This is a genomic window from Rhodanobacter sp. Col0626 (genome assembly GCF_049994385.1).
Lineage (GTDB): Bacteria > Pseudomonadota > Gammaproteobacteria > Xanthomonadales > Rhodanobacteraceae > Rhodanobacter.
Genome location: NZ_CP188260.1, coordinates 1,946,537 through 1,968,694 on the forward strand (window position 1 = coordinate 1,946,537; position 22,158 = coordinate 1,968,694).

Consider the following 22,158-nt stretch of genomic DNA (forward strand, 5'->3'; position numbering starts at 1 on the left):
CGGCGCGCCTGACCTGCGTGGCGCACTGCGAGAGAGTGCGCCACGGCGCGGGCGGCGGACTATTGGCCCAGTTTGGTCATTTCCGGGCTTGAAGTGAAATCGCGCTTGCTGCGCTGCTTGTTCAGCGGCTCGCCGGTGACCTGGAACCACACGTTTTCGGCGATATTGGTGGCGTGATCGCCGATCCGTTCGATGTTCTTGGCCATGAACAGCAGATGTGTGCACGGCGTGATGTTGCGCGGGTCTTCCATCATGTAGGTCAGCAGCTGGCGGAAATAGCCGGTGTAGGCTTCATCCAGCACCACGTCGTTTTTCCAGACCTGGTAGGCGCGCTCGGCATCGCGATCGCGATAGGCCAGCAACACTTCGCGTACCTCGCTCGCTGCCAGCTCCGCCAGATGTCCCAGGTTGCCGACGGGACCGACAGGCGCCACCATCGACAGCGGGATCGAGCGCTTGGCCACGTTCGCGGCGTAGTCGCCGATACGTTCGATATCCGCGGCGATGCGCAGGGCCGCAAAAACATTGCGCAAGTCGCCCGCCATCGGTGCGCGCAGCGCCAGCAAGCGCACCACGTCGTGACTGATTTCCTGTTCGAGCTGGTCGATCGCGTCGTCGTTGCCGACGACGCGTTGTGCGGCACGTTCGTCGCGCCGCTCGAGCACGTCGATGGCGGCTTCCAGTTGGGTCACCGACAATTCGCCCATGCGCACGATTTCGCCAGTGAGCCGGGTCAGTTCGTCGTCGTAGCTCTTGATGATGTGGTCTTTGCCGGTGTTCATGTGCTGCCTCGTGTGTCGGTTTCCTTCTCCCAAGGGAAGAGGGGCTTTCATTGCATCAACCGAATCGGCCCGTGATGTAATCCTCGGTCTGTTTCTTGCCTGGCTTGGTGAAGATTTTCTCGGTCTGGTCGAATTCGATCAGCTCACCCAGATACATGAAAGCAGTGAGGTCGGAGCACCGTGCCGCCTGCTGCATGTTGTGGGTGACGATGACGATGGTGAACTCGCTCTTCAATTCCTCCACCAGCTGCTCGATGCGGCCGGTGGCGATGGGATCGAGTGCGGAGGTGGGTTCGTCCAGCAACAGTACTTCGGGCTTCAACGCGATCGCGCGGGCAATGCACAGGCGTTGTTGCTGGCCGCCGGAAAGGCCCAGGGCGTTCTGCTTGAGCTTGTCCTTCACCTCGTCCCACAACGCCGCGCTGCGCAGCGCCTGCTCGACGCGTGCTTCCATGTCCGCCTTGGACAGCTTTTCGTGATGGCGGATGCCGTACGCGACGTTCTCGAAGATCGTCATCGGGAACGGCACCGGCTTCTGGAACACCATGCCGACCTTGCTGCGCAGGCGATTCATCGAATAACCGGGGTCGAGGATGTTCTCGCCGTCCAGCACGATATCGCCCTTGGCCTCCAGCTTCGGGTAGATCGCATAGATGCGGTTGAAAATGCGCAGCAGGGTGGACTTGCCGCAGCCGGATGGGCCGATGATCGAGGTGACCCTCTTCTCCGGGATATCCATGTTGATGCCTTTCAGCGCATGGAAGCCGTTGTAGTAGAAGTGCAGGTCGCGCACGGTGATCTTGGGTGCGACAGCCGCTGCTGCCGCCACCGTTGCCGGGTTCGTGGCGATGGCGGAATCAGTCATGGGACACCTTGGTGCGGGAAAGGATCAGGCGGGAGCCGAGGCTGAGCAGCAACACGAACATGGTGATCACGAACGCGCCGGCCCAGGCCATGGCATGCATCGTGTCGCCGGGATCGTTGGCGTACTGGTAGATGATCTGCGGCAGGCTGGACATCTTGTCCATCGGGTTGAGCGTCATGTAGTTGTTGCCGAAAGCGGTGAACAGCAACGGCGCTGTCTCGCCGCTGATCCGGGCCAACGCCAGCAGCACGCCGGTGATGATGCCCGAGCGGGCCGCCCGGACCAGGATCTGCATGGTCAGCTTCCACTGCGGCACACCGAGCGACAACGCCGCTTCGCGCAGGGTGGATGGCACCAGCCGCAGCATCTCGTCGGTCGTGCGCACGATCACCGGCAGGGCGATCAGCGCCAGCGCGACGCCGCCGGCAAAACCCGAGAACGTGTTGCTGCCATGGCTGAGGGCGGTGCTCGGCAACACGATGATGGTGTAGACGAACAGGCCCATCACGATCGACGGTGCCGACAGCAGGATGTCGTTGAGGAAGCGAATCGATTCCCCCAGCTTGGTGCGATTGGCGTATTCGGCCAGCCAGGTGCCAGCCAGCACGCCGATCGGGGTGGCGATCGCGATACCGATGAAGTTGATGATCAGGCTGCCGACCATGGCGTTGGCCAGGCCGCCGTCTTCACCGTAAGCGGTGATCTTGGTGAACAGTTTCAGGTCCAGCGCACTGATGCCCTGGCGCAGGGTTTCCCACAGGATCCAGGCCAGGAACGCCAGGCCGATCAGGGTGGCCAGCGTGCTCAGCACCATCGCCAGCACGTTGGTGATGCGGCGGCGCAGATAAGGCGAGTTCATCAGCTACCCTCCTTGCGGGCGAGCTGGCGCAACATCAATCGCGCGATAAGCAGCACGATGAAGGTCACCACGAACAACAGGAAGGCCAGCGCCATCAGCGAGGATTTCTGCAGGCCGGATGCTTCGCTGAACTGGTTCGCGATGGTCGACGCGATCGATGTACCGGGGTCGAGCAGCGACGCCGACAACTGCATGGCATTGCCGAGCACGAAGGTCACCGCCATCGTCTCGCCGAGCGCCCGGCCGAGACCGAGGAAAATACCGCCGATCACCGCCGAACGTGTATACGGCAGCACGATGTCCCACGACACTTCCCACGTGCTGGAGCCAAGCGCATAGGCCGACTCCTTCAGCCGCGTCGGCACGGTCTGGAACACCTCGCGCATCACCGAGGAAATGAACGGGATGATCATGATCGCCAGCACGATGCCTGCAACCAGGATGCTGGCGCCAAACGGATAATCGCTGCCGAACAGCTTGCCGACGAACGGCACGTGTTCGGCCACCCATGACAGCTTGCCGTCATCGGGTTTGTTGCCGAGGTTGTTGGTTAGCCAGGGTTTGATGTGGTTGGCGAAGAACGGGGCGAAGATGAAAAGGCCCCACATGCCGTAGATGATCGACGGAATGCCGGCCAGCAATTCGATCGCCGAAGCGACCGGTGTGCGCAACCAGGCGGGTGCCACTTCGGATAGGTAGAGCGCGATACCGAAACTGATCGGCACGGCGATCAGCAGCGCGATGAAAGAGGTGGCGATGGTGCCGTAGACCGGCACCAGTGCGCCGTAGACGTCGTTGCCCGGATCCCATGCCGAACTGACCAGGAAGTGCCAGCCGAACGTGCTGAACGCCTCGCGACCGCCCCACAGCGTGGCACCGGCCGCACCGAGCAGGGATGCCAGCACGATCAACGCACAGCCCTTCAGCAACCAGCGGAACAGCCGCTCGTTGCGCGCATCGCGATGACTGCGCTGTTCCAGAATGTCGGTGGTGGTGGTGGCAGTCGTCATGCGGAGCTCTGTGAACGATTTTGTGGACCTCACCAGCCCCGTTCGCCCTGAGCGTAGCGTAGCGTAGCGAAGTCGAAGGGCGACCCTTCGACTTCAACCCTGCGGGTCTACGCTCAGGGCGAACGGGGTTGGCAGTTTCGATCAAGCCGTCAATGCTTGAATTCGGAAGCCCAGTACGCCTCGATCTTGCTGACCAGCGCGGCCGGCAGCGGCACGTAGTCCAGTTCGTTGGCGGCCTGCTGGCCATTCTCAAGCGAGTACTTGAAGAAGTCGAAGGCGACCTTGCTGTTACCGGCGTTCTTCGGCGTCTTGTACATGATCATCCAGGTCGTGGCAGTGATCGGCCATGCCTGTGCGCCCGGTGCATTGGTCATGATCAGGTTGAAGTCCTTGGCGCTGGCCCAGTCGGCGGTGGCTGCGGCAGCGGCGAAGGCATCGGCGCTCGGCTTCATGAAGTTGCCGCTGGCATTCTTCAGGTCGACCCAGGCGAGCTTGTTCTTCACTGCGTAGGCGTATTCGACGTAGCCGATCGAACCCTTGATCTGGCGAACGTACTGCGACACGCCTTCGTTGCCCTTGCCACCCACGCCGGTCGGCCATTCGACGGCTGTGCCGAACTTGACCTGGCTGGCCCAGGTCGGGTTGACCTTGGACAGGTAGTTGGTGAAGTTGAACGACGTACCCGAACCGTCCGAACGATGCACGACGGTGATCTTGCCGGCAGGCAGGGAGATCCCGGCGTTCAGCGCGGCGATCTTCGGGTCGTTCCAGTTGGTGATCTTGCCCAGGAAGATGTCAGCGAGAGTGGCGCCGTCCAGCTTGATCTGGTCGGCCTGCACACCCGTGATGTTGACCACCGGCACGATGCCGCCGACCACGATCGGGAACTGGCCCAGGCCGTACTTCTGCAGGTCTTCAGCCTTCATCGGGGCATCGGAGGCACCGAAGTCGATGGTGCCTTCCTTGATCTGCGCGATACCCGCGCCCGAACCCACGGACTGGTAGTTGAGATGGTTGCCGGTTTTCTCGGCATACGCCGCCGACCACTTGGACATGACCGGATAGACGAAGCTGGAGCCGGCACCAGTGATGTCGGTGGCTTGCGCAGCGGCGCCGAAGGTGGAAGCCACGGCGATCGCGGCGACGGCCGCGAAGCGAAGCTGGAGTTTGCTGGAAGTCAACACGGTAGCTCCTTGGGAGGGACGTCGGATGAGACCCCGCCATTTCAGGCCTTTCGTGTTGCCATTGGATGAAATGATTGTTTCAGCAAGATGACAATCTGCTTGAATTGTCATCTGCCGTCGACAGAACTCTTTTCGTACGCGAATTCAGGCTGCGTCGAGGCCGCTGTGGGCCTGTTCGAACAGCTCAAGCTGGCGCCACCGGTTGACCACACTGCAGAACAGTTCGGCCGTGCGCTCGGCGTCATAGACCGCGGAATGGGCCTCGCGACCGTCAAACGGGTGGCCTGCGGCGAGCACGGCCTTGCTCAATACGGTCTGGCCGTAAGCGAGACCGCCGAAGCTGACGGTATCGAAGCAACTGAACGGGTGAAACGGATTGCGCTTGTGCCCGCAACGGCGCACAGCCTGATTGAGAAAGCCCAGGTCGAACGCGGCGTTGTGTCCAACCAGGATCGCGCGCTGGCATCCCGCCTCGCGTACGGCCTCGCGTACGGCATGAAAGATGTGGTCCAGTGCCAGCCGCTCGGCCAGCGCGCCGCGTAGCGGATTGGTCGGGTCGATGCCGGTGATTTCCAGCGAGCGCGGATCGAGGTTGGCGCCGGGGAAAGGCTCCACATGAGTTGATACGGTCGGCTGCAACCGCAGGTAACCACCCGCGTCCATCGCCAGCGGAATCGCTGCAATTTCCAGCAGCGCGTCATGTTCGGCATCAAAACCGCCGGTTTCCACGTCGACCACCACGGGCAAAAAGCCGCGAAACCGGTCCGCCATGCGTGGCGCGGCGCTGTTGCTCACTATATCCATCCGCAAAGCATATCAGCCGCTTCACGCAAGGTGAGGCGGGACGCCGATCGACCCGCCGAAGGGGTGTCTTGAATGTGTCACGAAAGATGCATCCAACCGTAAAAATCCCTCGTCACACTTGCTTAACTAATTAGCTAGCCGGCCATCGGATCGAAGGGGGCGGTTGAGATGTTTCCCACCAACTTGCGGAGAATGAACATGCGTTCCAAATTGATTGCGGTGGCGATTGCGGCCGCACTGGGCGTTACCAGCTTCACGGCTGCCGCGGCACCGGCAAAGCACAAGGTCGTCACGTCCACGACCCAGTCCGCCACCAGCAGCGAAGTCGAACTGCTGAAGGCACAGCTGGCCGAACTGCAGGCCAAGGTGGAATCGCTGGAACAGCGCACCGACGCGCAGTCCGATATCAACGTCAGTACTGGCCAGGCCGTCGAGAACGCCACCACGGTGACCGCCACCAGCGACAAGAAGCTCGCCGCGCTGGAAAAGGCCGTCAACAACACGACCCTGTCCGGCAAGATGTACTTCGACTTCACCAGCATCGACCAGAAAAACAGCGATACCGGCAAGACCAACGCCTCCGGCGTGGGCCTCGATGTGAAGCGCTTCTACCTCGGCGTCAACCACGTGTTCAACGATGTGTGGTCGGCCAACCTTACTACCGATTTCAACTATGTCAGCGCGACCGGCCAGACCAGCCTGTTCGTCAAGAAGGCCTATGTACAGGCGAAGTTCGACCAGGCAGCCGTGTTCCGTGTCGGTTCGGCCGACATGCCGTGGATTCCGTTCGTCGAGAACTACTACGGCTTCCGTTACGTCGAGAACACGCTGACCGATCGCTTGAAGTACGGCAATTCGGCTGACTGGGGCCTGCACATGGGCGGTGACGTCGGTCAGAGCAAGTCGCTCAACTACGCTGTGTCCGTGGTCAACGGCAATGGCTACAAGAACCCGGGCCGCAGCAAGGGCGTGGATGTCGAAGGTCGCGTGGGTTTCGTTCCGTTCGAGAACATGATCGTGGCGGCGGGCGGTTACAGCGGCCATCGCGGTCAGGAAACCGAGACGACCGATGCACCGAACACGGCCCAGCGCGGCGATTTCATGGTGGCCTACGCGAGCGACGCCTTCCGTCTCGGCGCCGAGTACTTCACCGCGAAGAACTGGAACAACGTGCTCACCACCGCCACGGACAAGGCCGACGGCTATTCGCTGTGGGGCAGCGTCGCCGTGGCTGACGGTGTGAGCCTGTTCGCCCGCTACGACAACGCCAAGCTCAGCAAGACGCTGGACGACAGCAACAAAGACGTCTATTACAACGCCGGTGTCGAGTTCCAGGTGACCAAGGGCTTCAAGCTGGCCGGTGTATGGAAGCACGAGAAAGCCGACAAGTCGGTCAACACCCCGGTGCCGCCGCACGTGCAGAACGTGAAAACCAACGAGATCGGCGTGTTCGGCGAAGTGGCGTTCTAAAGACTGTCACATGGTCGCGGCATACTGCGGCCATGCCGACGGCAACGTTTGCTGCGGAGTCGTCAAAGATTATCGCAAGGGAGTGGTACCCAGGGAAGGAAAACGGCGGGCCTTGGCCCGCCGTTTGCTTTTTCCGCTGCCGCAAACAAGTCGTTGTCAGCGATGATCCAGGGTGACTCCGGTCAACAAGCCGCGTGCCAGCATGCTGCACTGGCGCCGATACAGCAGCAGCTGCCACTGACGCCCACCGACCTGTCGCCACAACACGGCCGAGCGCACGGCGGCAAGCAGGTTGGCACGCACTTTTTCCACCACCGCCGGCTGTTGCAACTGTTGTGGATTGCCACTGACCATCACGCGCGGCCTCAGCGTCGACAGCGTCGACGCGTAGATTTCGGCAAGCCGGCTGTTGACCTGGCTCGAGCCCTGGCCGAAATGTTCGAGTTGGCGTTGCGCGGCGACGATGCCCTGCTGCAGTTTGTCGAGCAGTTCCGGCCGACCCGACAGGCTGCGCTCCAGCCGCATGACGGTCACCACCATCCGCGTCACCGACATGTCGCGGTCGCTCTCATCCAGTTGGGCAATCAGGTTGCGCAGGCCGATCCGCACGTTGGCGATATTGCCGTACACACCGACCACCGACGGCGCGTCGATGCGGAACACACTGGCCACACTGGCCTCCATCGCGCCTTCGTCGCAACGCCCTTCGTTGGCCATCTGTTGCGCCAGCGAACAAGCCTGAAACAGGCCGGCAAGGGCGAGCACACGCTCTTCATTCATGGAAAAAGTTTCAAACACGGGATGACATTTCTCTTGCGGCAGGCGTGGGGAAGGGGGCGAATGCTGGCAATAAACCGCCATAAGGAGCATCGGTGGCAGCGATTACCGCGCCGCCGAGACAGACCTCGCCGGCATAGAGCACGACCGATTGCCCTGGCGTGACGGCACGTTGTGGTTCATCGAAGCGTACGTCAAGGCTGCCGTCCTGGACGCTGACCAGGCAAGCCTGGTCGGACTGGCGATAACGGGTACGCGCGGTGCAGCGGAATTCCACCGCCGGCGCCATATCCGCGATCCAGGTCGGTGCTTCGGTCTGCAGCCGCCGCGAATACAACCAGCGGTTCTCGCCGCCCTGGGCGATGTACAGCACGTTGGCGGCAACGTCCTTGCCGACCACGTACCAGGCCTCGCCGCTGGCGCCGTGCCGGCCGCCGATGCCCAGGCCGTTGCGCTGGCCCAGCGTGTAGTACATCACGCCCTGATGTTCGCCGATCAGGGTGCCGTCTGGCGTACGCATCTCGCCGGGTCGGGCCGGAATGTACTGGGCCAGGAAGCTGCGAAAGTCGCGCTCGCCGATGAAGCAGATACCGGTGGAGTCCTTCTTCGCATGGGTCGGCAACGCGGCGTCGCGGGCCAGTTCCCGCACGCGCGGTTTCTCGATGCCGCCCAGGGGAAACAGCGTGGCGGCGAGTTGCCGCTGCCCCAGCGCATGCAGGAAATAGCTCTGGTCCTTGGCCGCATCCACGGCCCGCAACAGCCGGAAGTTTCCATCCTGGCAGTCGACCTGCGCATAGTGGCCGGTGGCGATCTTTTCGGCGCCGAGCGCGCGCGCTTCGTCCAGAAAGGTCTTGAACTTGATCTCGCGATTGCACAATACGTCGGGATTCGGCGTGCGGCCGGCCCGATATTCGGCAAGGAAATGCTGGAATACGCCGTCCCAGTATTCGGCGGCGAAGTTGCGCACGTGAATCGGAATGCCAAGACGGCCGCAGACGGCCACGGCATCCTTGCGATCGGCGTCGGTGGTGCAGGGGCCGGAGCGCTCGTCCTCCTCCCAGTTCTGCATGAACAGGCCCTCGACGTCATGGCCCGCCTGTTGCAGCAACAGCGCCGCCACCGAGGAGTCGACGCCGCCGGAAATGCCCAGCATCATCTTCACGCTGCACCCTCTTCAGGCAGGTGGCTCAGGACGGACAGCGGCAGCCGCTGTCCAGCCAGCCACAGGTCGATGCTCTGCAGGATCATCGGACTGCGCAAACGTTCACCCAGTGCCGCGATTTCCGCGCGGGTCAGCCACAAAGCGCGACGGATACCGGTATCCAGGGGCCGATCCGGGTCATGGCCGATCGCACGGGCAGCGAAGCTGAAGCGGACCACCGCATCGCCGTGCTCCGTGCTGCGCCACTGGTGCACGCCGATCAGGTGCAGCAGTTCCACCGCCCAGCCGGTTTCCTCGAGCGTTTCACGAACGGCGGCAGCCATGAGGCTTTCGCCGTCGTCCAGATGTCCGGCCGGCTGGTTGTAGGCGATGCGGCCATCGACCTCCTCCTCGACCATCAGGTAGCGGCCCCCGTCAGCCACCACGCAGGCGACGGTGACGTGCGGACGCCAGATCTCGGCGGTGTGGGTAGAGTCGGCCATATCGTGGAGGGCAGGGACTGGAAAAGTGAGCATTGTGCCATCACCTCTGCTGACGCATCGCTGCGGGAGCGGCATTTGACCGCGGCGTATACTTCACATCAGAGAACAGGTTCCCAGGAAACCATGGCCCAAGAATCCGAACACGAGCACGACAGCGGCCGCGGACTGGCGCTGGAAACCGCCAAACCGGAGGTCGCACGCCCTCCGTTGTTCCAGGTTCTGCTGCTGAACGATGACTTTACCCCGATGGATTTCGTGGTGGAGGTGTTGCGCAGCTTTTTCAACCTGGACCAGGAGCAGGCGGTGCAGGTGATGTTGCACGTCCATACCCGCGGACGCGGTGTGTGCGGCGTGTTTACCCGCGAGGTGGCCGAAACCAAGGTCACCCACGTCAACGAATATTCACGTTCCCATCAGCACCCGTTGTTGTGCACTATGGAAAAGCTCTGAGCGACCCCATTTCGTGCTCATCGCGGCGCTAGAGGCCGCTCAACTTTGCAAGCGGAGACGATCCGAATGTTTAGCAAGGATCTTGAAGTCACCATCGGCCATTGCTACAAGCAGGCCCGCGAACAGCGTCATGAGTTCATGACGGTGGAGCACCTGCTGCTGGCGCTGACCGAAAACCAGTCTGCGATAGGCGCCTTGCGCGCCTGTGGCGCGGACTTGCCGCGCCTCTCGGCCGAGCTCGAACGCATCATCAGCGAGACCGTGCCGGTGCTGCCGCACGGCGACGAGCGCGATACACAGCCCACGCTGGGTTTCCAGCGCGTACTGCAGCGTGCCGTGTACCACGTGCAATCCTCGGGTCGGAAAGAAGTGACCGGCGCGAACGTGCTGGTGGCGATCTTCGGCGAGAAGGACTCGCACGCGGTGTATTTCATGCACCAGCAGGAAATTACCCGTCTCGACGTCGTCAACTACATCTCGCACGGCATCGCCAAGATCGGTGACGAGCCGGCGGCCGGTGCGGCCGGTGGCGAGCGCGAAGGCGAGGAAGGCGGCGAGCCGAAGGGCAATCCGCTGCAGGAATTCGCCAGCAACCTCAACGAGCTGGCGCTGGAAGGCAAGATCGACCCGCTGATCGGTCGCGCCGACGAAATCGAACGTACCATCCAGGTGCTCTGCCGCCGGCGCAAGAACAACCCGCTGTACGTGGGCGAGGCCGGCGTCGGCAAGACCGCGTTGGCCGAAGGGCTGGCCAAGCGCATCGTCGATGGCGAAGTGCCCGAGGTGCTGGAGAGCGCCACGATCTGGTCGCTCGACCTGGGCGCACTGGTGGCCGGCACCAAATATCGCGGCGATTTCGAAAAACGCCTGAAAGGCGTGATCGCGCAATTGAAGAAGCAGCCGGGTGCGATCCTGTTCATCGACGAGATCCACACCATCATCGGTGCCGGTTCGGCGTCGGGTGGGACCATGGACGCATCGAACCTGATCAAGCCGATGCTGGCTTCCGGTGAGCTGCGCTGCATCGGTTCGACCACGTTCCAGGAGTATCGCGGCGTGTTCGAGAAGGACCGCGCGCTGGCCCGCCGTTTCCAGAAGATCGACGTGGTCGAGCCGACCGTGGCCGACAGCATCGAGATCCTCAAGGGCCTGCGCTCGCGCTTCGAGGAGCACCACCACGTCGCCTACACCAACGAGGCGCTGAAGGCGGCCGTTGACCTGTCGGTGAAACACATCCCCGACCGGCTGCTGCCCGACAAGGCGATCGACGTGATCGACGAGGCCGGTGCACGCCAGCGTCTGCTGCCGGAAGATCAGCGCAGCGGCAAGGTCGACGTGAGCGAAGTCGAGTACATCGTGGCCAAGATGGCGCGCATTCCGGCCAAGCAGGTGTCGGCGTCGGACCGCGACGTGCTGCGCAACCTCGAGCGCAACCTGAAGATGGTCGTGTTCGGTCAGGATCCGGCGATCGAGGCGCTGGCTGCATCGATCAAGATGGCCCGTTCGGGCCTGGCCGATCCGTCCAAGCCGATCGGCTGCTTCCTGCTCGCCGGTCCGACCGGTGTCGGCAAGACCGAGGTGACCAAACAGCTGGCGATGCAGCTCGGTATCGAGATGATCCGCTTCGACATGTCGGAATACATGGAAGGTCACTCCGTCTCGCGACTGGTCGGTGCGCCCCCGGGTTACGTCGGTTTCGACCAGGGCGGGCTGCTGACCGAGGCGGTCACCAAGCATCCGCATGCCGTGCTGCTGCTGGACGAGATCGAGAAGGCACACCCGGATGTGTTCAATATCCTGTTGCAGGTGATGGATCGTGGCGTGCTGACCGATACCAACGGTCGCGAGGCCAACTTCAAGAACGTGGTGGTGGTGATGACCACCAACGCGGGTGCGTCGATCGCGGCACGTCGCAGCATGGGTTTCGTCGAGCAGAAGCACGAGTCGGATGCGATGGAGGTGATCCGCCGCATCTTCACGCCGGAGTTCCGCAACCGGCTGGACGCCATCATCCAGTTCGGCGCGCTCGATTTCGAGCACATCCTGCGCGTGGTCGACAAGTTCCTGATCGAGCTGGAAAGCCAGCTGGGCGAGAAGCACGTGAGCCTGGATGTGGACACCGAGGCCCGCCGCTGGCTGGCCGAGCACGGTTTTGATCCGCAGATGGGCGCACGCCCGATGGCGCGGGTGATCCAGGAGAAGGTGAAACGCGCGCTGGCCGACGAGCTGTTGTTCGGCAAGCTGGCTGATGGCGGCGTGGTGCGCCTGAGCGTGCACGACGGCGAGCTGAAGGTGGATTGCGAAGCGGCCGAGAAGCAGCCGGCGGTGGTCGAGTAAGCGCGATTCGATCGTTGAACGCAAGGCAAAGCAAAGGCGGCGCAGTGCGCCGCCTTTGCATGTATGACACTACCATCCCGATACCAGTCAGCTGCGCGGGTGCGCCAGCCGCCGATGCATGCGTCTTACTTCATGCGGTACGTGATGCGTCCCTTGCTCAGGTCGTACGGGGTCATTTCAATCTTGACCTTGTCGCCGGTAAGGATGCGGATGTAGTGCTTGCGCATGCGGCCGGAGATGTGGGCGATGATCACGTGCCCGTTCTCCAATTGCACACGAAACATGGTGTTGGGCAGGGTCTCCTGGACCGTGCCTTCCATTTCGATGACGTCGTCTTTGGCCATGTGTTCCGGAGTTCACGCGCAGCCGTCGTGGCCGCGTAAGCCGACGAGTATGCCACGAATAGGTGGTTGGTTAAAGAATCATCAAGGGATTTAGCCCAGGGCATTCAGGCGAAGTGTTCGTCCAGCTTGCGGCGTATCTCCTGCTCGACCATGCCCTTGAGCGGCGCCAGCATCATGCCTAGTTCGGCCTTGACCTGGATGGCGTCCTCGCCGACGGCGATGGTGCCGTTGACGCCGGACCGTGAGAACTTGAGCGTATCGCCCTCCCATTGCCCCTCCATGCCGAACTTTTCCTGCATTCGCGCGGCCACCTTGTCGACCACGGCGCGGGCCTCGGGAACCGATAGTTGATGGGGGCGACGGATATCGATCTTGGGCATAACGCGCTCCGTTGAAACGACGCATGGTAATGCCTGCGACATCACGGAGCGTGATGGGTCGCATGCTAGAGTTTCGCCGTCCCTCGACTGGTTCACACATGCGTATCGAATTTCCCAATGCGGCTCGTGAGGATTTCCATTGGGCTCAGGCACAGCTGCACATCGGCAGCGCACCTGACAACGACCTTGTGCTGGCCACCAGCCAGGCGGCGGCGAAGCACCTGCGGATCCAGCAGGATCGTCGCGGCTGGGTGTTGCAGGTGTTGCCGTCGGCCGATCGCATCTACGTCAACGCGCGACCGGTGCGCGAGTACGCCTTGTTGCGTGCCGGCGACGTGGTCAGTGTCGGCGATTGCCGCATGCTGTTGCGCGATGATCAGGATCCCGCCGGCCGACCGCCGATGGAAGTGGCGAAGCAGCAGCGCGGCACGGTGGCGCTACGGGCCGTAGCCGGGCCGCTTTCCGGCCGCGTGCTGCCACTGCAGGACAGTCTGGAGCTTGGCCCGCAGGGCCGGTGTCCACTGGAGTTGCCGCAGGGTGATGTGGCGTCGTTGCGCATTTTCCGGAATGACGGCCAGCTGCAACTGGAAGTCACCCAGCCTTCCGAGCGCCATCCATTGCGGGTCAATGGCGTCATTGTGCAGAAACTGGCGCTGCAACCGGGCGATCAACTAGGCCTGGCCATGCATCGCTTTGTGGTCGACGCACCGGGGATGGAGCCCGAACCCGAAATCGTCCTGCCCGAGCCGCGTCCCGAGCACTTGCCGGAAGAAGCTGCCGGCCCGATCGGCGAAGTGTGGTGGCTGATCGTCACCGCGGCAGTGCTGGCACTGGGGATTGCCCTGGTGCTGTTGATCCGTTTCTGAGTGATCCCTTTCTGAGTGCGCAGGCACGCCTGCAAGTGGATGGTTGACCGTCCCATGCTGCGCCGCGCCATAATGCGTGGACTACCTCGACGGGATGCCATCGCACGTGAGCAGAGTCTGGAATTTCAGCGCCGGCCCGGCCGCCTTGCCGCAGGCGGTACTTGAGCGCGCCCAGCGCGAGATGCTGGACTGGAACGGCAGCGGCGCCTCGGTGATGGAGCAGTCGCATCGCGGCAAGCGCTTCATCGAAATGGCCGCGCAGGCCGAAGCCGATCTGCGTGAACTGATGGCGATTTCCGCCGACTACGCGGTGCTGTTTCTGCAGGGCGGTGCCACCCAGCATTTCGCGCAGATCCCGATGAATCTGGCTGGCGAAAACGATGGCGCCGACTACATCATCAGCGGCCACTGGAGCGCCAAGGCGGTCAGCGAGGCGGCGCCTTATGTACGAGTGAACGTGGCGGCCAGCAACGAGACCGACGATTACCTGAAGTTGCCGGCACGCAGCGACTGGCGGCTTGATCCCCGCGCGGCATACGTGCACTACACGCCGAACGAGACGATCCATGGCGTGGAGTTCCAGGACATTCCCGAGGTGGGCGCGGTGCCGCTGGTGGCGGACATGTCTTCGAACATCCTCTCAGAGCCGCTGGATGTCTCGCGGTTCGGACTCATTTACGCCGGGGCCCAGAAAAACATCGGACCGTCCGGGTTGGTCGTGATGATCATCCGGCGTGATCTGTTGCAACGGGCGACCCGGCCGATGGCGCGCATCTTCCGCTACGCCGAACAGGCTGCCAGCGATTCCATGCTCAACACGCCCAACACCTGGGGCTGGTACGTGGCCGGGTTGACCTTCCAGTGGCTGAAGGACCAGGGTGGCCTGGTGGCGATGGCGCAGCGGAATCGCAGCAAGGCGGAACAGCTGTACCGGGCCATCGATGGCTCGGGTGGTTATTACCGCAATCCGATCGAACCTTCCGCACGGTCGCGCATGAACGTCCGCTTCACCCTGCACGACGATGCGCTGGATGGGGTTTTCCTCAAGGAATCGGAAGCGGCTGGTCTGCTTGCCCTGAAAGGCCACAAGGCACTCGGCGGCATGCGCGCTTCGCTCTATAACGCGGTGCCGCCGGAAGCCGTGCAGGCATTGACCGCGTTCATGGAGGATTTTGCGCAGCGGCATGGCTAACTGGCCAGGCAAGGCCTTTCTCAGGCAAGATGTAGCGACATCATTTGGACTTCTATCCATCCAGGCAGCTAAAAGCATGACCGATCCAAAGACCCCGCTGGGCGAGATGCGCGAGCGCATCGACAGCATCGACCGGCAGATTCAGCAGCTGATTTCCGAGCGCGCGAATCATGCGCAGACCGTGGCCAAGGTGAAGGGCACGGGGCTTTCGGCGATCGACTATTACCGCCCCGAGCGCGAGGCCCATGTACTGCGCATGGTGGTGGATCGCAACAACGGCCCGCTTTCCGATACCGAGATGGTGCGACTTTTCCGCGAGATCATGTCGTCCTGCCTGGCGCAGGAAGACCCGCTGAAGATCGGTTTTCTCGGTCCGGAAGGTACCTTCAGCGAACAGGCGGTGCGCAAACACTTCGGCCACGCCGCCTACGGGCTGCCGCTGGGAAGCATCGAGGAGGTTTTTCAGGAGGTCGCTGCCGGCCATGCGGACTTCGGCGTGGTGCCGGTGGAGAATTCAGGGCAGGGCATGATCCAGGTCACGCTGGACATGTTTCTTACCTCGGAGGCGACCATCTGTGGCGAGGTCGAACTGCGTGTGCACCAATGCCTGCATTCGCTGACCGGCAAACTGGAAGACGTCAAGCGCGTCTATGCGCATGCGCAGTCATTGCAGCAATGCAAGACCTGGTTGCGCATCAACCTGCCAGGCGTGGAATGTATTGCCGTCGGCAGCAACGCCGAGGCCGCACGGTTGGCCCGGCACGCGGATGACGCGGCGGCCATCGCAGGCGAGACCGCGGGCAAGATCTACGGACTCAAAACCGTGGGGCAGGGCATCGAGGATCGCGCCGACAACACCACGCGCTTCCTGGTGATCGGCCGCTCGCTCTTCCCGCCGTCGGGCAACGATCGTACTTCGCTGTTGATCACGGTCAACGACAAACCGGGCGCGTTGTATGACGTGCTCAACCCGTTCGCCAAACACGACATCAGTCTGAACCGGATCGAATCGCGACCGGCGCACACCGGCAAATGGCAGTACGCATTCTTCATCGATGTGTCGGGGCATATCGACGACGACGCACTGCAGGCCGCGGTTCACGATATCGGCGAATCGGCGGCGACCGTCCGTGTATTGGGCTCCTACCCGGTGGCCTTGCCTTGAATGAAGCGAACGGTCATGGAGAAGAGCGCTTGAATCGCCTCGACTGGAGTAGCTCCCGTGGTAAATCCCTGCGCGGCAGCGTGCAGGTGCCCGGAGACAAATCGGTATCGCACCGCGCGCTGATGCTGGCGGCGATCGCTGAAGGAACATCGCATATCCGCGGTTTTCTCGAAGGTGAGGACACACGCGCTACCGCTGCCGTGCTGGCGCAATTGGGTGTGCGCATCGACACGCCATCGGCCGGCGAGCGCGTGATACATGGCATGGGCCTGCATGGGCTGCGGGCCTCGTCAGGCCCCCTGGACTGCGGCAATGCCGGCACCGGCATGCGCCTGCTGACCGGACTGCTGGCTGGCCAGGCTTTCGACAGCCGTTTGGTCGGCGACGATTCCCTGTCGAAGCGCCCAATGCGTCGGGTCACCGATCCCCTGGCTTCGATGGGCGCGCGCATCGACACGCGCGACGGGCTGCCGCCGTTGCATGTGCACGGCGGGCAATCGTTGGGTGGCATCTGCTACGCCTTGCCGGTGGCCAGTGCGCAGGTGAAGTCCGCGCTGTTGCTGGCCGGGCTGTATGCCAACGGCGAGACCGAGGTGATCGAGCCGCACCCGACGCGCGACTACACCGAACGCATGCTGGCCGCCTTTGGCTGGCCGATCAGTTTTTCACCGGGCCGCGCCCGAATCAGCGGCGGTCACTCGCTGCGCGCGACGGATGTGGATGTGCCGGCCGACTTTTCCTCGGCGGCATTTTTTCTGGTTGGCGCCAGCATCGTGCCCGGTTCAGAACTGCGTTTGCCCGCGATTGGCCTCAATCCCCGACGTACGGGATTGCTGCAGGCGCTGCGCCTGATGGGCGCGGATATCACCATCGAGAACCCACGCGAAAGCGGTGGCGAACCCGTCGGCGATATCCTCGTGCGCCACGCGCCGTTGCATGGCGTCGATTTGCCCGAGTCGCTGGTGCCCGACATGATCGACGAATTCCCGGTGCTGTTCATCGCGGCTGCCATGGCCAGCGGCGCGACCGTCATTCGTGGCGCCGCCGAGTTGCGGGTGAAGGAATCCGATCGCATTGCGACGATGGCCACGGGTTTGCGCGCGCTTGGCGTGGAGATGGCGGAGACGCCGGATGGCGCGATCATCCATGGCGGCCGCCTCGGTGGCGGAACAGTGCAGAGCCATCTCGACCACCGCATCGCCATGAGCTTTGCCGTTGCCGGACTGGTCGCGGATGCCCCTGTGACGATTCATGATTGCCGCCATGTCGCCACGTCTTTTCCGGGCTTTCTTGACCTGGCCAACGGCTGCGGTTTTGCCTTGCAGCCGGCGGCCTGAATCTCCTGGGCGCCAGGTTGCGCTAGGCTTGTCGCCCGGTTGAAGGATTGCCCATGTCCCATGCTGCGTCGCCATTCATCGTAGCCATCCCTGCCCGTTATGGCTCGACTCGCCTGTCGGCCAAGCCGCTGCGCCAGATCGATGGCGTGCCCATGGTGGTGCGGGTGGCGCAGCGCGCCTTGCAGGCCGGCGCTAGCCAGGTGGTGGTCGCCGTCGACGATCAGCGCGTCGCCGATGCGCTGATCGGACTGGGCGTGGACATCTGCATGACCCGCAGCGACCACGCGTCGGGCAGCGACCGGCTTGCCGAGTGCGCCGCGCACTATGGCTGGGCCGATGACGCCATCGTGGTGAACCTGCAGGGTGATGAGCCGTTCGCGCCGGCGTCGGGCATCCGTGCCGTGGCGCAGGCGCTGACCGGAGACGATGCACCGATGGCCACCCTGGCCACGCCGATCGTCGATGCCGCGGAGCTGTTCGACCCGAATGTGGTGAAGCTTGTTCGTGGTGTCGACGGACGGGCGCTGTACTTCAGCCGTGCGCCATTGCCGTGGGCGCGCGATGCGTTCGCCATCGACCGGCATGCACTGCCGTCAGGTCCGCCATTTCTCCGGCATATCGGCATCTACGCCTACCGGGCAGGATTTCTGGCGCGTTACGCCGGGCTGCCACGCACGCCGCTGGAACAGATCGAATCGCTGGAGCAGTTGCGTGTGCTGGAGCACGGTCATGCGATCGTGGTAAGCCTCACGCCAGAACCTTTTCCGCCTGGCATCGACACGCTGGCCGACCTCGAACGTGCCGAACAGTGGTTGCGAACCCGGCATTGAGGCACCACTTCTGATGGCAACAGGCCGGTCTGTCCGGCCATCCGCACCCGTTAGAATGTGTCCATGCAACCCACGCAAACGCCATCCTTCGACGGCAAGGCCTTCGTCCGTACGCTCACTTCCTCGCCCGGCGTCTACCGTCATTTCGATGCTGACGGCGAGCTGCTTTACGTGGGCAAGGCCGGCAACCTCAAGAAGCGGGTGGGCAGCTATTTCCTGAAGCCGCGGATGGAGCCTCGCATCACCGCGATGGTGGCGCAGATCGCGCGGGTCGAGATCACGGTGACCCGCACCGAGGGCGAGGCGCTGCTGCTTGAATCGCAGCTGATCAAATCGCTCAAGCCGCGTTACAACATCCTGCTGCGCGACGACAAGAGTTACCCGTACATCTATCTGTCCGGCGGCGAAGATTATCCGCGCCTGGCATTTCATCGCGGTGCGCGGAATATGCCGGGGCGTTATTTCGGACCGTATCCGAGCACTTACGCCGTGCGCGAAAGCCTGAGCCTGATGCAGAAGCTGTTCAAGGTGCGCCAGTGCGAGGACAGCTATTTCCGCAACCGTTCGCGCCCGTGCCTGCAACACCAGATCGGCCGCTGCACGGCGCCGTGCGTGCAGCTGATCAGCGTGGAGGACTATCGCACCGACGTTCGCCATGCCGAGATGTTCCTGGAGGGGCGCAGCAATGCAGTGATCGATGAGCTGGCCGAAGCCATGGAACAGGCCAGCAAGGCGCTGCAATTCGAACGCGCCGCCAGGTTGCGCGATCAGGTGGCTGCCTTGCGCCAGTTGCAGGCGCAGCATCATGTGCACGGTGCCAGCGCCGACATGGACGTGATCGCCTGTCGCATCGAAGCGGGCATGGCCTGCGTCAGTGTGCTGTTCTTTCGCAATGGCATCAGCCTGGGTACCCGCGATTTTTTCCCGCGACTGCCGCTGGATGCCGAGCCTGCCGATGTGCTGACCCAGTTCATCGCGCAGTACTACCTGGATCGACCGGTGCCGCGCGAACTGATTCTCGGTGAAACGCTGGCAGATCAGCAGATCCTGGTCGAGCTGCTGAGCCAGCACGCCGGTCGTGCCGTGGAGCTGAAGTCCAGCGTTAGAGGCGAGCGGGCCCAATTCCTGCAGATGGCCGAGCGCAATGCACAAGCTTCGCTGACCGCGCGGCTGGCCAGTCGGCAGACACTGGGTACCCGTTTCGATGATCTGCAGAAGATACTCGGGCTCACCGCTGCGCCTCGGCGCATCGAATGTTTCGACATCAGCCACACGATGGGCGAGCTCACCGTCGCGTCGTGCGTGGTGTTCGGCCCGGAAGGGCCGGAGAAATCGCACTACCGCCGTTTCAATATCGCCGGCATCACGCCCGGCGATGATTACGCGGCGATGCACCAGGCCCTGACACGGCGCTTTCGCAAGGTGGCCGAAGGCGAGGGCGCGCGCCCGGACCTGTTGCTGATTGATGGCGGTAGCGGCCAGGTGGGGCAAGCACTGGATGTGTTGAGGGAGCTCGGCGTGGACGGTATCGAGGTCGTGGGCGTGGCCAAGGGACCCGGACGACGCGCCGGCGAAGAGACCCTGGTGCTGGCTGACTCCGGGCGCGAATTGCATCCGGGGTCATCGTCGCCGGCTCTCCACCTGGTTGCTGCCGTGCGTGACGAGGCGCATCGTTTCGCAATCAGCGGGCACCGCAAACGGCGCGAAAAGGCGCGTGAGCGCAGCGTGCTGGAGGATGTTGCCGGCATCGGCGCCCGTCGGCGTTCGGCGCTGCTCAAGGCGTTTGGCGGCATGCAGGGCGTGGAAAGTGCCGGCGTCGAAGAACTGATGCAGGTGAAGGGTATCGACCGCGGTCTGGCTGAACGCATCTATGCCAGTCTGCATGGCTGAACAACTGCGATCGGCTTCACTCGGCCGCAGCACGTGGACGTGCGAAACTGCGACAAATCACTGGAACGAACCATGCGCATCAACTTGCCGACCTGGCTGACCCTGTTTCGCGTTGCATTGCTGCCGGTCATGGTGGTGGTGTTCTATCTGCCATTCACGGGTCACAACATCACCGCGGCGATCGTGTTCGTGCTGGCTGCATTCACCGATTGGCTGGATGGCTATCTGGCGCGGCGGATGAATCTCACTTCGGCGTTTGGTGCCTTTCTCGATCCCGTCGCCGACAAGCTGATGGTGGCGGTGACACTGTTTCTGCTGGTGGAGTCGCACCGCGGTGGCTGGCCCGGCATTCTGATGGCGGTGACCGCGGCGGTGATCGTCGGACGCGAGATCAGTGTCTCGGCGCTACGCGAATGGATGGCCGAAATCGGCATGCGCGCCACCGTCAAGGTCGCCTTCATCGGCAAGCTCAAGACCGTGATGCAGATGGTGGCACTGGTGGTGCTGATCGTGCAGCACGAGAAGGCCGCCGAGGCCCTGCGGCTGTACCACATCGGCGAAGGGCTGTTGGTGATTGCCGGGGTGCTCACGATCTGGTCCGGCCTGTATTATCTGCGCGCCGCGTGGCCGATCCTCAGCGGCGAAATGCCGGAGCAGCCGCCGGCGGGAAAAGGCGGCATCTGATCAGCGCGGCATCGGCCGATCGATATAGGCTTGACGATCCGCATTCACGTATTAGAATGCGCGGCTCCAATGCGGGAATAGCTCAGTTGGTAGAGCACGACCTTGCCAAGGTCGGGGTCGCGAGTTCGAGTCTCGTTTCCCGCTCCAGTTTGCAAACCAAAGCCCCGGCCTGTTCGGGGCTTTGTTCGTTCTGACCGATGCCGGTCGACGGTTCATGCCGGGATATATCGGTGTCAAAAGCACCGCCATGGCTATTCACAAGTCATGCGGTTCTGCTATGATTCACGGCTCCGATGCGGGAATAGCTCAGTTGGTAGAGCACGACCTTGCCAAGGTCGGGGTCGCGAGTTCGAGTCTCGTTTCCCGCTCCAGATTCACGCAAAACCTCGGCTCACCGGGGTTTTGTTTTTTGAGAGATCTACGATCATCAGATCGTGGTGCACCAAGCAATGGCCTGGTGGCAGAGTGGTCATGCAGCGGCCTGCAAAGCCGCGTACGCCGGTTCGATTCCGACCTAGGCCTCCATTGCGAACGGCTGCAAGCCAGCCCTGAGAACCCGCCATCGGCGGGTTTTTTTGTGGCTCGATGCAGCAGCAAGCGCTCGCCACGCATTGCCACGACAGGGAAATTGCCTGCTTTAACCTGAGGTTACTGAAGCGGCCGCCATAGTGCCGGACGAGACCGCCTCGGTAGAAACGATGAGGAACGACACAAGAGAAACGATGAGGAACGACACAAGAGGCTGGCTCTGGGCGTACGCCAAGATCCGCAGCTTGCACTGCGCGCGGCTCACCGCGGTGTACCGTGCGACGCTCTATGTCCTGCGTGGCGACACGGGACGGTTCAAGAGTCGTGGTGGCCGGATACTGGCCCGATTGAAACGATGAAGTGCCGGCGACCGCTGTCGCGGCCGATAGGATAATTCCCTGTTTGGGAACGGTGCGGTCGATACGGTGCGATCGATGTCTGTCCGACACCGACATCCATTGCGGCAGACCTCATTCGCGCTTCTCTGACGTGCGCCTTGAAAGTCTCAACTCTTCGCGCTGATATCAGGCGCTTCTTTTTGGACGTGTGGCCATGCTTCAAGTGCATCCTGCGCCCGATAGCTTCACGGTGTACGACACCGACACCGACGGCGGCGAAGCGGTGATTAGATTCGCCAACCGCGCCGAAGCAGAAGAGACGATCGCCACACTTCAGATCGAGGAATTGCACGCCAAGCTGAAGCGATTGGCAACTGACGCTGTTCGCGCTGAGTAGGTGCTGGGGCCCGCCCGACGAGGCC

Annotated in this window: 22 protein-coding genes and 3 tRNA genes; 14 read left to right on the top strand and 11 right to left on the bottom strand. The window is 62.7% G+C overall.

The features are described 5' to 3' along the window. Positions 1–59: 59 nt before the first annotated feature. The 6 genes from phoU to rnt all read right to left on the bottom strand — a co-directional run bounded on the left by phoU (position 60) and on the right by rnt (position 5,504). On the bottom strand, positions 60–782 hold the full coding sequence (gene phoU, locus ACPPVV_RS08210) for a phosphate signaling complex protein PhoU (RefSeq protein WP_426702965.1): 723 nt from the start codon (positions 780–782) through the stop codon (positions 60–62). Positions 783–837: 55 nt separating this feature from the next. Beyond that, positions 838–1,647, bottom strand: coding sequence for a phosphate ABC transporter ATP-binding protein PstB (gene pstB, locus ACPPVV_RS08215; RefSeq protein WP_426702966.1), 810 nt, complete (start codon positions 1,645–1,647; stop codon positions 838–840). Further along, positions 1,640–2,506, bottom strand: a complete 867-nt coding sequence (gene pstA / locus ACPPVV_RS08220; RefSeq protein ID WP_426702967.1) for a phosphate ABC transporter permease PstA — start codon at positions 2,504–2,506, stop codon at positions 1,640–1,642. Before pstA ends, pstB begins: the two co-directional genes overlap by 8 nt. Further along, positions 2,506–3,516: a phosphate ABC transporter permease subunit PstC gene (gene pstC, locus ACPPVV_RS08225; RefSeq protein ID WP_426702968.1), complete on the bottom strand. Its 1,011-nt coding sequence runs from the start codon at positions 3,514–3,516 to the stop codon at positions 2,506–2,508. The genes pstA and pstC overlap by 1 nt, the downstream gene beginning before the upstream one ends. A 149-nt stretch (positions 3,517–3,665) precedes the next feature. Then, on the bottom strand, positions 3,666–4,700 hold the full coding sequence (pstS, locus tag ACPPVV_RS08230) for a phosphate ABC transporter substrate-binding protein PstS (RefSeq protein WP_426702969.1): 1,035 nt from the start codon (positions 4,698–4,700) through the stop codon (positions 3,666–3,668). A gap of 144 nt (positions 4,701–4,844) precedes the next feature. Continuing rightward, complete coding sequence (gene rnt / locus ACPPVV_RS08235) at positions 4,845–5,504, bottom strand: ribonuclease T (RefSeq protein WP_426702970.1); 660 nt, start codon at positions 5,502–5,504, stop codon at positions 4,845–4,847. 198 nt (positions 5,505–5,702) lie between these two features. On the opposite strand from rnt, the gene ACPPVV_RS08240 reads away from it, so the two are divergent. Continuing rightward, positions 5,703–6,974 (top strand): porin, encoded by a 1,272-nt coding sequence (locus ACPPVV_RS08240; RefSeq protein WP_426702971.1) that lies wholly within the window; start codon positions 5,703–5,705, stop codon positions 6,972–6,974. Between the two features lie 156 nt (positions 6,975–7,130). On the opposite strand, the gene hflD is transcribed toward ACPPVV_RS08240, so the two are convergent. From hflD to ACPPVV_RS08255, 3 genes are read right to left on the bottom strand one after another with little or no spacing between them, the layout of a single operon-like run. After that, positions 7,131–7,754, bottom strand: coding sequence for a high frequency lysogenization protein HflD (gene hflD, locus ACPPVV_RS08245; protein ID WP_426702972.1), 624 nt, complete (start codon positions 7,752–7,754; stop codon positions 7,131–7,133). Between the two features lie 10 nt (positions 7,755–7,764). Beyond that, on the bottom strand, positions 7,765–8,913 hold the full coding sequence (gene mnmA, locus ACPPVV_RS08250) for a tRNA 2-thiouridine(34) synthase MnmA (RefSeq protein ID WP_426702973.1): 1,149 nt from the start codon (positions 8,911–8,913) through the stop codon (positions 7,765–7,767). Further along, positions 8,910–9,395 carry an NUDIX hydrolase gene (locus tag ACPPVV_RS08255; protein ID WP_426703197.1) on the bottom strand — a complete coding sequence of 162 codons (486 nt, stop codon included), beginning with the start codon at positions 9,393–9,395 and terminating at the stop codon, positions 8,910–8,912. Before ACPPVV_RS08255 ends, mnmA begins: the two co-directional genes overlap by 4 nt. A gap of 123 nt (positions 9,396–9,518) precedes the next feature. Here ACPPVV_RS08255 and clpS point away from each other — a divergent pair, with 123 nt between their 5' ends. Then, the gene (gene clpS / locus ACPPVV_RS08260; RefSeq protein ID WP_426702974.1) at positions 9,519–9,845 is read left to right on the top strand and encodes an ATP-dependent Clp protease adapter ClpS; all 327 of its coding nucleotides are present in this window, start codon (positions 9,519–9,521) and stop codon (positions 9,843–9,845) included. Positions 9,846–9,911: 66 nt separating this feature from the next. Continuing rightward, positions 9,912–12,182, top strand: coding sequence for an ATP-dependent Clp protease ATP-binding subunit ClpA (gene clpA, locus ACPPVV_RS08265; RefSeq protein WP_426702975.1), 2,271 nt, complete (start codon positions 9,912–9,914; stop codon positions 12,180–12,182). A 125-nt stretch (positions 12,183–12,307) separates the two neighbouring features. Here the strand turns inward: clpA and infA are convergent, their stop codons facing one another. Beyond that, on the bottom strand, positions 12,308–12,526 hold the full coding sequence (gene infA / locus ACPPVV_RS08270) for a translation initiation factor IF-1 (RefSeq protein ID WP_007508585.1): 219 nt from the start codon (positions 12,524–12,526) through the stop codon (positions 12,308–12,310). Positions 12,527–12,630: 104 nt separating this feature from the next. Then, entirely contained in the window at positions 12,631–12,906 is a 276-nt protein-coding gene (locus tag ACPPVV_RS08275; protein ID WP_426702976.1) for a polyhydroxyalkanoic acid system family protein, read from the bottom strand. 98 nt (positions 12,907–13,004) lie between these two features. Here ACPPVV_RS08275 and ACPPVV_RS08280 point away from each other — a divergent pair, with 98 nt between their 5' ends. From ACPPVV_RS08280 to ACPPVV_RS08330, 11 genes are all read left to right on the top strand, one after another. After that, positions 13,005–13,772 (top strand): FHA domain-containing protein, encoded by a 768-nt coding sequence (locus ACPPVV_RS08280; protein ID WP_426702977.1) that lies wholly within the window; start codon positions 13,005–13,007, stop codon positions 13,770–13,772. A gap of 106 nt (positions 13,773–13,878) precedes the next feature. Beyond that, the gene (serC, locus tag ACPPVV_RS08285) at positions 13,879–14,964 is read left to right on the top strand and encodes a 3-phosphoserine/phosphohydroxythreonine transaminase (RefSeq protein ID WP_426702978.1); all 1,086 of its coding nucleotides are present in this window, start codon (positions 13,879–13,881) and stop codon (positions 14,962–14,964) included. 76 nt (positions 14,965–15,040) lie between these two features. Next, entirely contained in the window at positions 15,041–16,129 is a 1,089-nt protein-coding gene (pheA, locus tag ACPPVV_RS08290; RefSeq protein WP_426702979.1) for a prephenate dehydratase, read from the top strand. Positions 16,130–16,158: 29 nt separating this feature from the next. After that, entirely contained in the window at positions 16,159–17,466 is a 1,308-nt protein-coding gene (aroA, locus tag ACPPVV_RS08295) for a 3-phosphoshikimate 1-carboxyvinyltransferase (RefSeq protein WP_426702980.1), read from the top strand. Between the two features lie 53 nt (positions 17,467–17,519). Next, on the top strand, positions 17,520–18,296 hold the full coding sequence (gene kdsB, locus ACPPVV_RS08300; protein ID WP_426702981.1) for a 3-deoxy-manno-octulosonate cytidylyltransferase: 777 nt from the start codon (positions 17,520–17,522) through the stop codon (positions 18,294–18,296). A gap of 63 nt (positions 18,297–18,359) precedes the next feature. Further along, positions 18,360–20,186, top strand: a complete 1,827-nt coding sequence (gene uvrC / locus ACPPVV_RS08305) for an excinuclease ABC subunit UvrC (RefSeq protein ID WP_426702982.1) — start codon at positions 18,360–18,362, stop codon at positions 20,184–20,186. Between the two features lie 72 nt (positions 20,187–20,258). Beyond that, entirely contained in the window at positions 20,259–20,870 is a 612-nt protein-coding gene (pgsA, locus tag ACPPVV_RS08310) for a CDP-diacylglycerol--glycerol-3-phosphate 3-phosphatidyltransferase (RefSeq protein ID WP_426702983.1), read from the top strand. Between the two features lie 71 nt (positions 20,871–20,941). Next, positions 20,942–21,017 (top strand) — tRNA-Gly (locus tag ACPPVV_RS08315). A gap of 148 nt (positions 21,018–21,165) precedes the next feature. Continuing rightward, positions 21,166–21,241: transfer RNA gene (locus ACPPVV_RS08320), tRNA-Gly, on the top strand. Between the two features lie 80 nt (positions 21,242–21,321). Continuing rightward, a tRNA-Cys gene (locus ACPPVV_RS08325) sits at positions 21,322–21,395 on the top strand. A 555-nt stretch (positions 21,396–21,950) separates the two neighbouring features. Continuing rightward, a complete protein-coding gene (locus ACPPVV_RS08330) occupies positions 21,951–22,133 on the top strand; it encodes a hypothetical protein (RefSeq protein ID WP_426702984.1) in 183 nt (60 codons plus the stop codon). The last annotated feature ends 25 nt before the right edge of the window (positions 22,134–22,158 follow it).

Coding starts and splice junctions, on each gene's coding strand:
- pstB (WP_426702966.1), bottom strand. CDS start 1,647: ATGACTGATTCCGCCATCGCCACGAACCCGGCAACGGTGGCGGCAGCA.
- rnt (WP_426702970.1), bottom strand. CDS start 5,504: ATGGATATAGTGAGCAACAGCGCCGCGCCACGCATGGCGGACCGGTTT.
- pgsA (WP_426702983.1), top strand. CDS start 20,259: ATGCGCATCAACTTGCCGACCTGGCTGACCCTGTTTCGCGTTGCATTG.
- phoU (WP_426702965.1), bottom strand. CDS start 782: ATGAACACCGGCAAAGACCACATCATCAAGAGCTACGACGACGAACTG.
- pstA (WP_426702967.1), bottom strand. CDS start 2,506: ATGAACTCGCCTTATCTGCGCCGCCGCATCACCAACGTGCTGGCGATG.
- clpA (WP_426702975.1), top strand. CDS start 9,912: ATGTTTAGCAAGGATCTTGAAGTCACCATCGGCCATTGCTACAAGCAG.
- ACPPVV_RS08330 (WP_426702984.1), top strand. CDS start 21,951: ATGCTTCAAGTGCATCCTGCGCCCGATAGCTTCACGGTGTACGACACC.
- hflD (WP_426702972.1), bottom strand. CDS start 7,754: ATGAATGAAGAGCGTGTGCTCGCCCTTGCCGGCCTGTTTCAGGCTTGT.
- uvrC (WP_426702982.1), top strand. CDS start 18,360: ATGCAACCCACGCAAACGCCATCCTTCGACGGCAAGGCCTTCGTCCGT.
- ACPPVV_RS08255 (WP_426703197.1), bottom strand. CDS start 9,395: ATGGCCGACTCTACCCACACCGCCGAGATCTGGCGTCCGCACGTCACC.
- pheA (WP_426702979.1), top strand. CDS start 15,041: ATGACCGATCCAAAGACCCCGCTGGGCGAGATGCGCGAGCGCATCGAC.
- clpS (WP_426702974.1), top strand. CDS start 9,519: ATGGCCCAAGAATCCGAACACGAGCACGACAGCGGCCGCGGACTGGCG.
- ACPPVV_RS08280 (WP_426702977.1), top strand. CDS start 13,005: ATGCGTATCGAATTTCCCAATGCGGCTCGTGAGGATTTCCATTGGGCT.
- ACPPVV_RS08275 (WP_426702976.1), bottom strand. CDS start 12,906: ATGCCCAAGATCGATATCCGTCGCCCCCATCAACTATCGGTTCCCGAG.
- kdsB (WP_426702981.1), top strand. CDS start 17,520: ATGTCCCATGCTGCGTCGCCATTCATCGTAGCCATCCCTGCCCGTTAT.
- pstC (WP_426702968.1), bottom strand. CDS start 3,516: ATGACGACTGCCACCACCACCACCGACATTCTGGAACAGCGCAGTCAT.
- ACPPVV_RS08240 (WP_426702971.1), top strand. CDS start 5,703: ATGCGTTCCAAATTGATTGCGGTGGCGATTGCGGCCGCACTGGGCGTT.
- infA (WP_007508585.1), bottom strand. CDS start 12,526: ATGGCCAAAGACGACGTCATCGAAATGGAAGGCACGGTCCAGGAGACC.